General features: G+C 41.7%; 13 protein-coding genes and 1 pseudogene. 6 read left to right on the top strand and 8 right to left on the bottom strand.

From position 1 onward, the window contains the following. The first annotated feature begins 78 nt into the window (after positions 1-78). A complete protein-coding gene (locus V7K49_RS06830) occupies positions 79-369 on the top strand; it encodes a GNAT family N-acetyltransferase (RefSeq protein WP_335204968.1) in 291 nt (96 codons plus the stop codon). 105 nt (positions 370-474) lie between these two features. Here V7K49_RS06830 and V7K49_RS06825 read toward each other — a convergent pair whose 3' ends face one another. After that, entirely contained in the window at positions 475-1,005 is a 531-nt protein-coding gene (locus V7K49_RS06825) for an orange carotenoid protein N-terminal domain-containing protein (protein WP_298914922.1), read from the bottom strand. A gap of 216 nt (positions 1,006-1,221) precedes the next feature. Here V7K49_RS06825 and V7K49_RS06820 point away from each other — a divergent pair, with 216 nt between their 5' ends. Beyond that, the gene (locus V7K49_RS06820; protein WP_335204967.1) at positions 1,222-1,599 is read left to right on the top strand and encodes a hypothetical protein; all 378 of its coding nucleotides are present in this window, start codon (positions 1,222-1,224) and stop codon (positions 1,597-1,599) included. A gap of 151 nt (positions 1,600-1,750) precedes the next feature. Here V7K49_RS06820 and V7K49_RS06815 read toward each other — a convergent pair whose 3' ends face one another. After that, positions 1,751-2,386 carry an HAD-IA family hydrolase gene (locus V7K49_RS06815; RefSeq protein WP_335204966.1) on the bottom strand — a complete coding sequence of 212 codons (636 nt, stop codon included), beginning with the start codon at positions 2,384-2,386 and terminating at the stop codon, positions 1,751-1,753. Continuing rightward, positions 2,361-3,335: a tRNA epoxyqueuosine(34) reductase QueG gene (gene queG, locus V7K49_RS06810; protein WP_335204965.1), complete on the bottom strand. Its 975-nt coding sequence runs from the start codon at positions 3,333-3,335 to the stop codon at positions 2,361-2,363. Before queG ends, V7K49_RS06815 begins: the two co-directional genes overlap by 26 nt. A gap of 272 nt (positions 3,336-3,607) precedes the next feature. Between queG and V7K49_RS06805 the strand changes: the two genes are divergently transcribed. Then, positions 3,608-4,039: a ketosteroid isomerase family protein gene (locus V7K49_RS06805; RefSeq protein ID WP_335204964.1), complete on the top strand. Its 432-nt coding sequence runs from the start codon at positions 3,608-3,610 to the stop codon at positions 4,037-4,039. 107 nt (positions 4,040-4,146) lie between these two features. Here V7K49_RS06805 and V7K49_RS06800 read toward each other — a convergent pair whose 3' ends face one another. The 3 genes from V7K49_RS06800 to V7K49_RS06790 all read right to left on the bottom strand — a co-directional run bounded on the left by V7K49_RS06800 (position 4,147) and on the right by V7K49_RS06790 (position 7,130). Then, complete coding sequence (locus V7K49_RS06800; protein ID WP_273763103.1) at positions 4,147-4,572, bottom strand: ATP-binding protein; 426 nt, start codon at positions 4,570-4,572, stop codon at positions 4,147-4,149. 3 nt (positions 4,573-4,575) lie between these two features. Beyond that, positions 4,576-6,249 (bottom strand): SpoIIE family protein phosphatase, encoded by a 1,674-nt coding sequence (locus tag V7K49_RS06795; RefSeq protein ID WP_335204963.1) that lies wholly within the window; start codon positions 6,247-6,249, stop codon positions 4,576-4,578. 161 nt (positions 6,250-6,410) lie between these two features. Continuing rightward, positions 6,411-7,130 (bottom strand): response regulator transcription factor, encoded by a 720-nt coding sequence (locus tag V7K49_RS06790; RefSeq protein ID WP_334721400.1) that lies wholly within the window; start codon positions 7,128-7,130, stop codon positions 6,411-6,413. A 329-nt stretch (positions 7,131-7,459) separates the two neighbouring features. Between V7K49_RS06790 and V7K49_RS06785 the strand changes: the two genes are divergently transcribed. Both V7K49_RS06785 and ftsE read left to right on the top strand, forming a co-directional pair. After that, a complete protein-coding gene (locus V7K49_RS06785; protein ID WP_335204962.1) occupies positions 7,460-8,215 on the top strand; it encodes a WecB/TagA/CpsF family glycosyltransferase in 756 nt (251 codons plus the stop codon). A gap of 188 nt (positions 8,216-8,403) precedes the next feature. Next, positions 8,404-9,150: a cell division ATP-binding protein FtsE gene (gene ftsE / locus V7K49_RS06780; protein ID WP_335204961.1), complete on the top strand. Its 747-nt coding sequence runs from the start codon at positions 8,404-8,406 to the stop codon at positions 9,148-9,150. A 36-nt stretch (positions 9,151-9,186) separates the two neighbouring features. On the opposite strand, the gene V7K49_RS06775 is transcribed toward ftsE, so the two are convergent. Continuing rightward, entirely contained in the window at positions 9,187-9,960 is a 774-nt protein-coding gene (locus V7K49_RS06775) for an armadillo-type fold-containing protein (RefSeq protein WP_335204960.1), read from the bottom strand. A 715-nt stretch (positions 9,961-10,675) separates the two neighbouring features. Beyond that, positions 10,676-10,879, bottom strand: a pseudogene (locus V7K49_RS06765) (hypothetical protein); the annotation flags it as partial. A gap of 138 nt (positions 10,880-11,017) precedes the next feature. Between V7K49_RS06765 and V7K49_RS06760 the strand changes: the two are divergent. Continuing rightward, complete coding sequence (locus V7K49_RS06760) at positions 11,018-11,914, top strand: alpha/beta fold hydrolase (RefSeq protein WP_334869175.1); 897 nt, start codon at positions 11,018-11,020, stop codon at positions 11,912-11,914. Positions 11,915-12,659: the final 745 nt, after the last annotated feature.

Below are 12,659 nucleotides of genomic sequence, written 5' to 3'. Positions count from 1 at the left end.
AAAAACATCCCATCGTAGGGGCGCAAGGCCTTGCGCCCCTACAAATGTACAAATAATTTTGGATAATTTATTTATTTTTTGTCACTCCCTTATGCAGGCGATCAGATTATAGGCACTGCTCGCGGACTATCTAATGGTATTTGTAATGCTTACATAGTGGATGTTTGGACATTTATACCTGATCGTCACCAAGGAATTGCTAGCACAATGATGCGAATCTTATTAGACACATTACAAGGTCAGCATGTCTATTTGTTTACAGATTATTCTATCCAATTTTACAAAAAACTTGGCTTTACCGAAAGAGAAACTTGTATGGAGCAGATAATCGGTAAATGGTTGGTGAACACATCATTAACAGATAGCTAAATAGCAAGCCTATTTGATTTTTAATAATTGAAGGCCCCAGAACCCCGACTTATTAAAGAAGTCGGGGTTCTTGTTTTCACGGTTATGGATATGGATTTAGTCTAATTACAAACTTGACGTTTTGCCAGTTTCTGCTTGCGTTGCGATCGGCTTAACATCCGTGTAACCCACTTCACCAGCTATTGTCCGAAACACCGACATTTGTTCTTCAAATTCTAATCCTTCAATTTGGGAAACCAAATCATTAATTTCTTTAGCTGGCTGGTAGCTGCTTGGCAAATCAACTACCGTATCCCCCATAGCTACCGCCCAAGCATACCAAACTAACAGTTGGTTGTTTTCTTTGATCGCCCCATAAGCACGAGAATATTCTGTATCTTTGCGGTTAACTATATCCCGCATGATATCTAGTTGCTGCTCATCTGATAATTCAAAATAGTCTCCTAGCAGAAGTGGTGCTAAGTCTGGTTCGGCAGCAGCAGGAGCAGCTGGGGTAATCGAGTCACCCATTTTTTTATAAACCAAATAGAACCAAGCTAATTTTGCATCGGTATCTAAGGCGTTAAACGCATCCACCAAGTTTTGAGTTTCATTGCTCTGGGCTTGAGAAATATTTTTATCGTAACTTGCAGTCATAATTTTATTTCCAAGGAAATTTTACACGCCAAACTAAGGCTTACCAAAGTTTGAGCATCAAATCCTACTACCTATAGAAAGATTTAAAATAATTTAAAATTGCAGCTTTAATCTACCTTTTAATAGAGGTAAAAGTCTCCCGCAAGAAGCAAGAAAGCAGCATCTTACTTTGCTATAATCGCCACAGCAATAAAAAATTTACCTAAGGTTTTAATTATGCCTGATGAAGAAGTGAAGCCCAATTTAAATGAAGCTTCCACCCAGGATGCACAATTAGCTGCCGAAAGCATAGCTAGTGGTGAAGAAAAAGCGCCTACGGTGGATTTTGATAATGATTATGCAACTGCACAACAATTCAGCGTTAGTGAAGTAGATCGCACAGGTAAAGGTGCAGCAGCAGCCGAAGCAGCCACCGCACCTGAATATCAAACCTCTAAACCACAAGAGACAACAACTCAAGCGCAGTCAACTGGTAATCCTGATGATTTTCTAGAGTTAGCAAAGGAAGTTGGGAATTCTTCAACTGAGAGTGTAAGCAATGTTAGTGATGATTTAGTAAAACAAGCTTTGGAAAAGGGTGAACGGAAAAATTAAGTTTTCCTAATATCTTGCTATTTTGTTGGGTGGGCAATGTCACAAATATTAAAATTGAAGTTTTCGGCATTGGTAGATGTTGCCCTCTTTACTGTTTTGGTCAATCGCCAATAGTTAAGATTTTTACTATCGACTTTTGATTATTGATCAATTAGCGACCATTCATCACTTCAAGTAGTTCGCTAGGTCGCTGAATTAAGTAATCTGGATTTTGCTTGGCTAGTACTTCTGGTGAATTAAAACCCCAAGTCACTGCAATCACTTGGATATTTGCTTTTCTTGATGCTTCTATATCTCTGGTTTCATCTCCGACATAAATAACTTCTTGAGGTTTGAGTTGATTTTGCCTCAATACATTATTGATTATGGTTGTTTTGCCAAAAATTGTAATTCCTGAGTAGATAAAATCAAATAAATGATTTAAATCATTAATTGTCAGGAATTGCGTAACATTTTCTTTAGAATTAGAAGTGATAATGCCCAGTTTATATCCTTGGTTTTGGAGTTCCATTAATGCTTCTTTAATTCCCGGAATGGGCTTTAATTCTGGGATTTTGTTTTTTAATTCCCCTTTAACTTTTTTAACTAGAAAAGGGATCTTAAATAGAGAAACTCCTGAGTACTTAATAATTTCTCTAGATGTTAAGTTTTTAAGGAGGGCTAATTGCTCTGGACTTATGTGTCTATAACCAAAGTCTACAGCTAGACGATTAGCAATACTAACAAGGGCATCTACTGTATCAGCAATAGTGCCATCAAAATCAAAAATAATTACTTTCGGGGTCATTCTTTCGCCTGGATGCGTCAAGATTAGCTAGGGCGTTGCGTCGTAACATTTCTGGCTTAATCCGCCGCAAGGCAGATGCTGGAAATCGTTTATCCCACTCCTGATCTGAGATTTGGGCTAATTCTAGCAGTTGAGGAGCAATATTCCCAGGATAAGGCTGAAAGTCTTCAATATCAGTTGTGCTGGCAAAACGTTGATTCCAAGGACAAACATCTTGGCAAATATCACAACCAGCAACCCAGCCTTGCAAATGAGGTGTGAGTGTCTGTGGCAATTCCTCTGCCCGATTTTCAATCGTATGATAAGCAATGCAGCGATTAGCATCCACGACAAAAGGCTGAGTAATTGCACCCGTAGGACAAGCCTGAAGACAACGAGTACAGCTACCGCAGTGTTCTGTATGAGGGCGATCGCTCTCTAATTCCAAATTTGTCAACACTTCTCCCAAAAATACCCAAGAGCCAAATTCCGGTGTAATCACATTACCATTTTTGGCAATCCAACCAATGCCGGCAAGTTGAGCCAACACTTTATCTTGCACTGGGCCAGTGTCTGCATAATAACGAGTTCGTACACCTTGATCAAGTGATTCTAACCATGTAGATAGCTGCTTGAGTTTTTTATGCATTACCTTGTGATAATCCCTTCCCCAACCATAACGGGATATTTTGGCGTATTCCTCGCCTTCGGGACGTTGATGTGGTGTATAGTAATTTAGCGCCACACACACTAGCGATCGCGCTTCTGGCATGACTAAGTGGATATCCTGACGTTTTGGGTTAGCCATCCATTCCATCTCGGCGTGATAACCCAGTTCAATCCATGCTTGTAACCTCTGCGCTTCTGTGGCATCTACCCGATCGACAGCAGCAATTCCAACTTTGTGAAAGCCCAACTCGCTGGCTCTCTCTTTTACTACACTGCTGCTTGTTACGGAATACTGATTCATTTTTTTATTTGGATTTTGCCTAACTAAAGGCATGTAAATCATACATTACGTAGTCAATACCTTTTATTAAGATTTGTTGCTTTATCTACATATAAATTTTATTATATCCTAGTAACTAATTATTCAGAAGATGCTATTTGAGATTTGTCTGAGCAAAACTTCTATCGTGAGAAAGATTTGTACATATATGGCAATCTATCTCAATAGCGGCTTTCTTTTTACCGATTTTTGTATTGAAATTAATATTTAGCCAGGATAATACAGGTAATTCTATGACATCTGCTGAATTTAGATCACCAGCGCAGTTTAAAGAAGAATTCCAGATTGAGGGAATTACAGAAACAAGTGTACTGCGTTATTTTGAAACCTTAAATGCAGGAGAATTTGAGGCAACTGCTGCCTTATTTGCGGTAGATGGTGTGATGCGTCCACCATTTGAATCTGATATTGTGGGGACAGATGCGATCGCAGCCTACTTGAAACAAGAAGGCCAAAACATTAAAGCTTATCCCAACACAGGAATAACTGAGACTCTAGAAAATGGTGATATCCAAGTTCAAATAACAGGCAAAGCACAAACCTCATGGTGTAGTGTGAATCTCTTGTGGCTATTTATCCTCAATCAACAACGGCAAATTTTGTATACTAGAATCAAACTTTTAGCTTCTCCCCAAGAGTTACTTTCTTTACGTCGTGAAAATTAGCGAATAATAAGTATAGTTACTTAAAAGATGTGTGCTTATACCCAAAACAAAATCTCGGCATTGAAAATTCGTATAAATCAGATTACTTGAAAAATAGTAAGTTTTGTCTATTGAACTAATTCGGGTAAAGTAGCTTCTAACTTGAGACAGTTGGCACCATTAATCTGCAACTGATAATCCACCTTATCCATGAGACGATTCATAATTAGCCAACCATAACCACCTTCTTGTTTTTCCATAGGATTTGGAGCGTAGTAGGTAGACATATCAAAGCCTTCGCCGTAGTCCCAAATTTCTAGGGCAAGATCCCGATCTTTGACTTCCAAACGCAATAAAATCGGTAAATTTGGTTTGTCCTTGTGGGCATGACGGACTGCATTTGAGTAGGCTTCCACCAAAGCCAGTCTCAAACGACTTGATTGCCGCGACCAATCCACAGAATCTCCTAACTGGATTTTCAAACATCCCAGCAACCAGTTTTCGACAATATTCAGAAAATTCAAGTCGCTTGGTACATGAAGCTCACTTTTCATTACTTACAAAATCTCCAGCGAAAGTATAGTTTGATCGTCTTCTTGAACGTGGTTATCTGCCTGGATGCGAGCTAGTAAATGGTTAAGAGAAAGTGGTTGTTGCTCTTCTTGTAACAGTTGCCAAAGACCATCTTGATTCAGCATAGAACGATTAACTGACTCAACGCTAGACCCAGCTTCTACTGATGGATCACAATTATTTGATACCATTGCTTCTGTAATTCCATCGCTGGCTAGTAACAATGTGTCTCCAGCAGCGAGAACCAAGCGACCAGACTGTGCCTGCCACTTGGGCAAGATCCCTAAAGGAACGCTACGGACTTTGAGGTAATTGGGATTGTCGGCTAAAGCGCCTTGGCGTGACCATAACAGTGGATAGATATGACCGGCATTAGTGTAGACGAGTTCCTTTGTGGTAGGGGTATAACATGCTAACACAAGAGTGATGAAATAATTGTTACTAATTAAATCTTCACTGAGAGCGTGGTTGAGGTTTTGCATGACCACATTCGGCTCGGCTGGTGCTTCTTGAGATAATTCCCGGCGCAAAACTGAAATAATACTAGCCATAAATAAAGCAGCTGGGACGCCCTTGCCAGAGACATCACCCACTGCTAGCCACAAATCACCTTTGGGATGAACAAAAACTTCAAAAAAATCGCCTCCGACTTCTCGCGCCGGGTAACAGCAGGCTTGCACCTTCACACCTTTGATGTCAGGTAAACTTTGGCGTAGCAAGTTGTATTGAATTTGGCGAGCTACTTCCAACTCATTATGAATCTGCTGTTGCTTTTCTTGGAGACGCTGGTAGAGTTTTGCTTGAGAGAGGGCTAAGGCTGCTTGTTCGGCAACACCTGCAATCAGTTGGATGTCTTCGTCTTGCCAGAGGCGATCGCCTCCACATTGGTGGAGGGCGAGGACAGCCAACAAATGCTGCTGGTAGCTAAGTGGCACAACCAGGTGGTGACAGGGGTTGCCGTCGTATATTTCTTGAGCAAGTTGATAATGACGGGTTTCCAGTACTTTTTCAATTAAAGGACTGGGATCGAAGAAGGAATCTGATCCACGGAATTGAGGATCGCGGTATAAGAACTGGTCTTGTGTCAGGCGATCGCCCTCTACTGGTCTGAGCAAGCAACTGGTAGCTTCAAATCTTTGTCCAATAGTTGCTACAATCTTTTGCAGCATACTGTCGTAGTCTAAAGATTCCCGAATTGCCGTTGTTACCGCATTAAACAAAGATTCTCGCCGTAGGGACCGACGCAACTCTTGCGTGCGCTTCTTAACTAGGCGATATGTATCAGCGGCTTGCTCAACTAATGCCCTGAGTTTATCTGGATTCCAGGGTTTGGTAATGTACTTGAAGACTTGACCAGAGTTAATCGCATCCACCAAATCTTCGACATCAGTAAAACCAGTTAACAAAATCCGAATCGTGTCCGGAAAGCGCTCTACAGTGCGACTAAAAAATTCCGTACCACTCATTTCTGGCATTCTTTGGTCAGAAATAATCACCGCCATTTCGCCAAATTGCTCCAAGATTTCCAGAGCACCAAAGGCATGATTGGCTTTATATACTTGATAATCTCGCCTAAAAGTGCGGTAGAGTAAATCTAAGTTATCTGGCTCATCATCTACCACCATGAGCTTAAGTTTTTCCAACCCGATCTCAGCCATATTTGACTTTAGTTTTCACATATTTGAATAGCGAGATAGTGTGATGTTTATCCCACCTGATAAATAATAGAAAATCAGAGAAGCCATTCACTTTGAAATAACTTTCTCAAAGTTGTGAGTTTCCCTTGATCATCCTCAATTGCTCCACACCAAAATTAAGTTTATCCAACTAACCCAGAACGCAAGGCGCGGACTGCTGCTTGGGTACGGTCATCGGCACATAGCTTATTCAAAATATTGCGAACGTGAGTTTTAACAGTCCCAACAGTGATGTAAAGTCTTTCCGCAATTACAGCATTACTACAACCTTCGACAATCAACTGTAACACTTCTAACTCCCTTTCTGTCAGGCTGTAAGGTTGAATTCCTTCCAGATTCTCGACATCATTAGGGTTAGATGCAATAGTTTTGATATCTACAAAAGCCGATTCCAACTTTTGAGGATTTTGTTGCGCTTGTTGTAATACAATCCGAGCGATCGCTGGATCGATCCAGGCGTTGCCATTGTAAGTTACTCGTATTGCTTCCAGCAAATTATCGAATTTGATATCTTTCATACAGTAAGAGTCTGCACCAGCAGCAAAAGCTGCCAACACAGCTTCTTTGTTATCCCGCAGCGTCAAAATTAACACCTTTGTGACTAGCTGCTGCCCATTAGCAGTAGATTTTACCTCCCGTGTCAGCTCAATGCCATCCTTATCTGGTAAACCAATATCTACAATGGCAATATCTGGTTGTACCATTTTTAACATTTTTAGTCCCTCAGCAGCATTGGCAGCTTCACCCACAACTTCAATTTCATCCTTTTGCAGTAATGCTGTCCGAATACCCACACGAGTTAGATCATGATCTTCAATCAGAGCGATACGAATTTTACTCATAGCCAACTTCAGCCCGTTACACTACCTTAACCGTAAAGTCGAGTTTCGTGACATACTCCCACACTAACTGCAAGCAGTATAGTGGGGGCTTCTGTTCCCGGAACCAGAGTTGCGAGTTGAGCGTTTTATACTGAGTGAATATTACACCTTAACAATAAAATTTGGACTGGTTCAGCCCAACTACAAGCGCCCAAGACTAATTAGTTTAATCATGCTTTCTATTGTTGCAGGGTAAGGGGGAATCTCTCCTGCCTAAGTTCTAATCTAAAAAAATTTGATAAACTTAACATTCAAGGAAATCTGGTGTGAGAGTTATTCAAGAATAGGCTATGTCTAACGGCAATCAAGCATTTTCAGTGTTGGGAATACCAGTTCATGTGATGGCTAACTATCCAGGCTGGTTATTAGAATGCCTGCACGCAGGCAGAGGAACTCATGTAGTAACGCTCAATGCTGAAATGATTATGCAGGCAGAGCGAAATCATTTCTTAGCTCAGGTGATTAAAAATGCTGAATTAGTAATTCCAGATGGAGCCGGGGTTGTTCTGTATTTGCGGTGGCTGTTATGGCAAAAAGTGCAGCGTTTTCCAGGGATTGAACTAGCAGAAAAACTTTTGCAAGAACTTGGGCAACAGAAGACAGGGGCAAAGGTATTTTTCTATGGAGCAGCGCCTGGAGTGGCCTCAATTGCGGCAGATTTTTGGCAGCAGCAAATTCCAGATTTGAGTATAGTAGGTACTCACTCAGGCTACCATTCCCCAGAAGAAGAAGCACAATTGCAACAAACTCTTGCTCAATTGCAGCCACAAGTAATTTTTGTCGGTTTGGGAGTGCCACGTCAAGAGTTATGGATTGCCGAAAAGCGCCATTTGTGTCCTCAAGCAATTTGGATTGGCGTCGGTGGCAGTTTTGATATTTGGTCGGGAACTAAAACTCGTGCTCCCGCCTGGTTAGGAAATAATCATTTGGAATGGTTGTATCGGCTTTATCAAGAACCTTGGCGCTGGCGGCGGATGTTGGCTTTGCCAGCGTTTGCTGTGAAAGCGTTTGTTTATCGTTTGACAGCAAGGGGTGCAATTAGTTAAGAGTGGTGAGTTAAGAGTTATCAGTACTGAGTGTTATTACTTAGTTTGTACTAAAGTCTTTAAAAAATTTTAAATTTTCTTTGTTGAATTTTAAATTCCCAGGCGAAACCTGGGAATCCTTATTTTGAGAGGAATGTCACATCTAAGCCGGCAAACTGTTTGGTTGTGGGTATGAGGAAAATTTAACAATGCCAGTATTAACAACTCAAGTTAAGAAAGACTTTTCTGTTCATAGAAAGGACAGTGAAACTCAACAGCACGGTAGTAATACTACTGCAAAGGTGCAATTGCAATCTGTAACCAAGACTTATACTAACGGCACTCACGCTTTGTTGAATGCGAACCTTGAGGTAAAAAAGGGAGAATTTCTGTTTATCACCGGGCCAAGTGGTTCAGGTAAATCAACGCTTTTGAAACTGCTCTATGGCCAGGAGTTACCCACACAGGGAGAAGTAATTGTTGACGAATGTAATGTAACAGGTTTACGGGGCGATCGCTTGTCATTATTGCGGCGACGGATTGGCATTGTGTTTCAAGACTACAAATTGATTAGCCAACGAACAGTAGCGGAAAATGTAACTTTTGTGCTGCAAGCTCAAGGGTATACCCGTAAAGAAATTCAACGACGCCTAGAACCAACCTTGAAACTGGTGGGTTTGCTGAGTAAAGCTGACTGCTTTCCAGATCAACTGTCTGGGGGAGAGCAACAGCGGGTGAGTATTGCCCGAGCGATCGTTGGTACACCACCGCTGCTGTTGGCGGATGAGCCTACTGGAAATCTCGATCCAGATAATTCCTGGCAAGTGATCCAGATTCTCCAGAAGTTAAATTCCTTTGGGGCTACAGTAATTGTTACCACCCACGATGAACAGTTGGTGCGGCGATGCAATCATCGGGTAGTGCAAGTTCGCAATGGACGGCTGTCTCGAAAATAAGCATTGGGTATGGGGCATTGAGCATGGGGCAAATAACTAATAAACGTGGTGCTTGACTTTTGCTGATACGGGTACAAAAGTTGTTGCTGTTTTGGGTGCTAGGACTTGTAGGCGATCGCAGGCTTGTAAACTCTTAAAAGCTGCCTCTCGGATCACAACTTCCTCCTCTCGACTGAGTAGGAGTTGCAAGCATTCGACAACATCTTGCTGCACTGAAGAATCAACTCGCTTACGGCTGATGATTTTAGTTAGTTGACGTAGGGCAATCAACCGCTTCAATGGATCTTTTTCTGTTAAATTCACCAACAAGTGATCGAGGTGGTCTTCTTCTCGATTTTCATTGAAGTTGACAATTTGCCATACCAATAAAATTAAAGTTAACAGGGTTCCCACGCCTTGCACAATAGCACCAGCGGCAATCCAGGGACTGTAAGAGTCAACCCAAATTGCAGCTGCCATGTAAGTGCTGACAGTAGCAAGACCACCACTGACGACTGCTAAGGCTAACCGACGATTTGAACTGTTTAAGAACTTACGGATCTTAGACCAGTGCAATTGCCAGTCCCAATCCTGCATTGAGTAAACCAATACCATTACCCCAACGCCGATTAAAAGAGCCAATAGCAGTTTCCAGTTCCACAACAACATGGCAACGACGATTGTCAAAAACCCAAGAAAGCCCCCAGGCCCAGAGAAGCGCTTAAATGTTTGCTGCTTTGTAGCTCCTTTTGTCTTGAACTTTGTCAGCGACCAGTTCCAGATGGGGATCTGGTTGATCAATTGCTGCCAAGAAGACGAAGCCTGTGCCACAGTGTTTACCTACTTGATTACAAAATTACCTATTGTATAAGTTTTACTAGGGATGAAGAAAGGGTGAAGCCCCAAACCACAAGATGCCCGGTTTTTATGGACGGATAGTAGACTAGTACAGGACGGCGGAAATCAAGATAACATTTTAAATGCCTCAGAGCAAGGGCATAAAGGCTTTTTAAATTTTGAATGCGTGAATTTTGCGAATTTAAAGACAAAAACGAAAATTATCAGGGGTGAATTGACCATCAAAAGCACAGAAGGTAACGCTGTAGATGTTATTCATAGTTATGGATAATAAGGTATTGGGGGAAATTGCCGAGTCTGAATTGGCAAGATTAGCGCTTGGTAGTGCAGTTTGACCGAAGAGTTAGCGATCGCGATCGTCGGCAAAAAGTACTAGCCGTTGTGAACTAGTACCGCAAGGCGGAAGTCAAAAATCACTTGTACTGAGTTTAGCCTGAGCGGCGTCGTTGGCGCAGCCTCTCGTAGAGAAGGGCGTAGCCGAAGTAAAAGTCAAAAGTCAAAAGTATTATGGAATAAGCTCTTTAGGGATTTTAAATGGTTGCTCTATTTACGCCGTAGCGTACTAGTGACAGCATTAACCGAGTTAAGGGACTGACAAAAAATAAATTATCCAAAATTATTTGTACATTTGTAGGGGCGCTTGGCCTTGCGCCCCGGAGATGGGATGTTTTTTTAACTGGAAGTCCCTAACTGGACGCAAGAAAGTAGCTTCTAAAAATCCGCTTTTAGGCGCTCCCATTAAGACTGTTAGCCCTGAATAGGTTGGAAATGCTGGATTTGATGGCTGTATTGCTAGAGAATTGTGAAAAATTACTCCCCAGCATTCGTACTGGCGCTCTACTGTTTCAAAACACTTCAAGTCTTCTAAGTCTAAACAAATACAAGTAGGTATCACTCTGGCAGCGTCGGTATGAGCATCACTCGTAAGGGTGACGCAAAGAAATTATCAAATACTTTCTCTGTCTGGCCGTGCCTAGAGGTCTATTATGTTACTTATGCCAATAATCACTACATTCAACAAAAAATACTTATGTTTCAACCACTAGGATTTGAACAACGCTCCATAAATACCTCACTAGGTAGAATGGTATATTATACTGGCGCTGGGTCACCTTGGCAGGACAATGTAACTGCCAAAGATGATCGGGAAACTTTGGTGTTCCTACACGGCTTTGGTGGTGGATCTTCTGCTTATGAGTGGTCGAAAGTTTATCCGGCTTTTGCCGCCCAATATCGAGTCATTGCGCCAGATTTGATCGGTTGGGGTAGGTCTGAGCATCCAGCACAGAGTTATAAAATTGAGGATTATTTGACCACAATTCGGGAGTTTTTCGAGCAGACTTGTACTGGGCCAGTAACAGCGATCGCTTCTTCTTTGACCGCAGGATTTACAATTCGAGTAGCAGCAGCTCATCCAGATTTATTCAAGTCTTTAATTCTCACTACCCCCTCAGGACTTTCCGACTTTGGCGAAGACTACTCCAATAGTTTGTTTGCCCAGTTAGTCAGCGTTCCCCTTGTTGACCGTTTACTTTACAGCACTGGAATCGCCACCAGTGGGGGTATTCGCAGCTTCTTAGAGCAACGGCAATTTGCTCAGTCTAATCGAGTGTACCAAGAAATTGTAGATGCTTATTTACAATCCGCCCAACAGCCTAATGCTGAGTATGCAGCACTGTCCTTTGTCCGTGGCGATTTATGCTTTGATTTATCCCTTTACATTCAACAGTTAATCACTCCCACCGCCATTATTTGGGGACAAAGGTCGGAATTTACAGGGCCCTCAATTGGTCGCCGCCTTGCCGAAATTAATCCCCAAGCGATCCGATTTTTTCAACAGTTGGAAGATGTGGGGTTAACACCGCAGTTGGAATTGCCAGCAGTGACAATTGGGTTAATTCGCAAATTTTTGCCTTTACTTAATTAGTGGTTTGTTCAGGAATCAAAGGCCCATCTAATTTCCTACCTTTTAGCTTGTTTACTGATATAATCTCAACCATAATTGTGTAGCTAGCCTTTGGATTGTCGAGGCTTAATAAATTAAATGAAGGGCGTTACTGAATCATATTTTGATTTTGTAACGCCCTTCATTTCGGTTTAAACTTACTTACTTCATACTTATGTATACTGCAAAATATCTCACCAAAAATATAAATAATTCAGTTACTATTAGTGCTAATAAATCAAGTTGTGAGTTATTAATTATCGGGTTATCCTAATTAGGCGATCGCACACAATAAAATTTCGGTTATCTACAATGCAACCGCGCCTGGAGGATAATCAAGTACTTAGTTAATCAGATATATTTTGGATTCAAAAAATACTACTTAAAAAGGCTTCTTGATTTTGTTGTTTAATTGGCCAGCTGCGATCGCTATAGCCAAGCCAGTGCGTTGGGTAGCCAGCACTGAACATCATTGCGTCTCCCTTAGGAGAAGACGGGTTTCCCTTATCTGATGACCAAAACAGAAAAGGATACAAGCCCCTAAATTTATTTATGGAGAAGAAAAAAAATGTATTTTAAGACGCACGGCGCGAGAAATACGACGTCCTTATAGCAAGCCCCAAAATTTATTTATGGGGTTCAAAATGTTTGACTTTTGACTTTTGACTTTTGACTTCCCCGTTCGCGTAGCGTCTCCAAGAGTTGGGGCTGACTGGCGTCCGGCTTT

The organism is Nostoc sp. (assembly GCF_036919675.1).
GTDB lineage: Bacteria > Cyanobacteriota > Cyanobacteriia > Cyanobacteriales > Nostocaceae > Nostoc.
Note: the sequence above shows the minus strand (reverse complement) of the source record. Positions and strands in the feature narration are given on the sequence as shown.

Excerpts from the sequence above, each read along its gene's own strand:
- V7K49_RS06815 (WP_335204966.1), bottom strand. The coding sequence starts at position 2,386 with ATGACCCCGAAAGTAATTATTTTTGATTTTGATGGCACTATTGCTGAT.
- V7K49_RS06795 (WP_335204963.1), bottom strand. The coding sequence starts at position 6,249 with ATGGCTGAGATCGGGTTGGAAAAACTTAAGCTCATGGTGGTAGATGAT.
- V7K49_RS06820 (WP_335204967.1), top strand. The coding sequence starts at position 1,222 with ATGCCTGATGAAGAAGTGAAGCCCAATTTAAATGAAGCTTCCACCCAG.
- V7K49_RS06825 (WP_298914922.1), bottom strand. The coding sequence starts at position 1,005 with ATGACTGCAAGTTACGATAAAAATATTTCTCAAGCCCAGAGCAATGAA.
- queG (WP_335204965.1), bottom strand. The coding sequence starts at position 3,335 with ATGAATCAGTATTCCGTAACAAGCAGCAGTGTAGTAAAAGAGAGAGCC.
- V7K49_RS06800 (WP_273763103.1), bottom strand. The coding sequence starts at position 4,572 with ATGAAAAGTGAGCTTCATGTACCAAGCGACTTGAATTTTCTGAATATT.
- V7K49_RS06805 (WP_335204964.1), top strand. The coding sequence starts at position 3,608 with ATGACATCTGCTGAATTTAGATCACCAGCGCAGTTTAAAGAAGAATTC.
- V7K49_RS06785 (WP_335204962.1), top strand. The coding sequence starts at position 7,460 with ATGTCTAACGGCAATCAAGCATTTTCAGTGTTGGGAATACCAGTTCAT.
- V7K49_RS06790 (WP_334721400.1), bottom strand. The coding sequence starts at position 7,130 with ATGAGTAAAATTCGTATCGCTCTGATTGAAGATCATGATCTAACTCGT.
- V7K49_RS06760 (WP_334869175.1), top strand. The coding sequence starts at position 11,018 with ATGTTTCAACCACTAGGATTTGAACAACGCTCCATAAATACCTCACTA.
- ftsE (WP_335204961.1), top strand. The coding sequence starts at position 8,404 with ATGCCAGTATTAACAACTCAAGTTAAGAAAGACTTTTCTGTTCATAGA.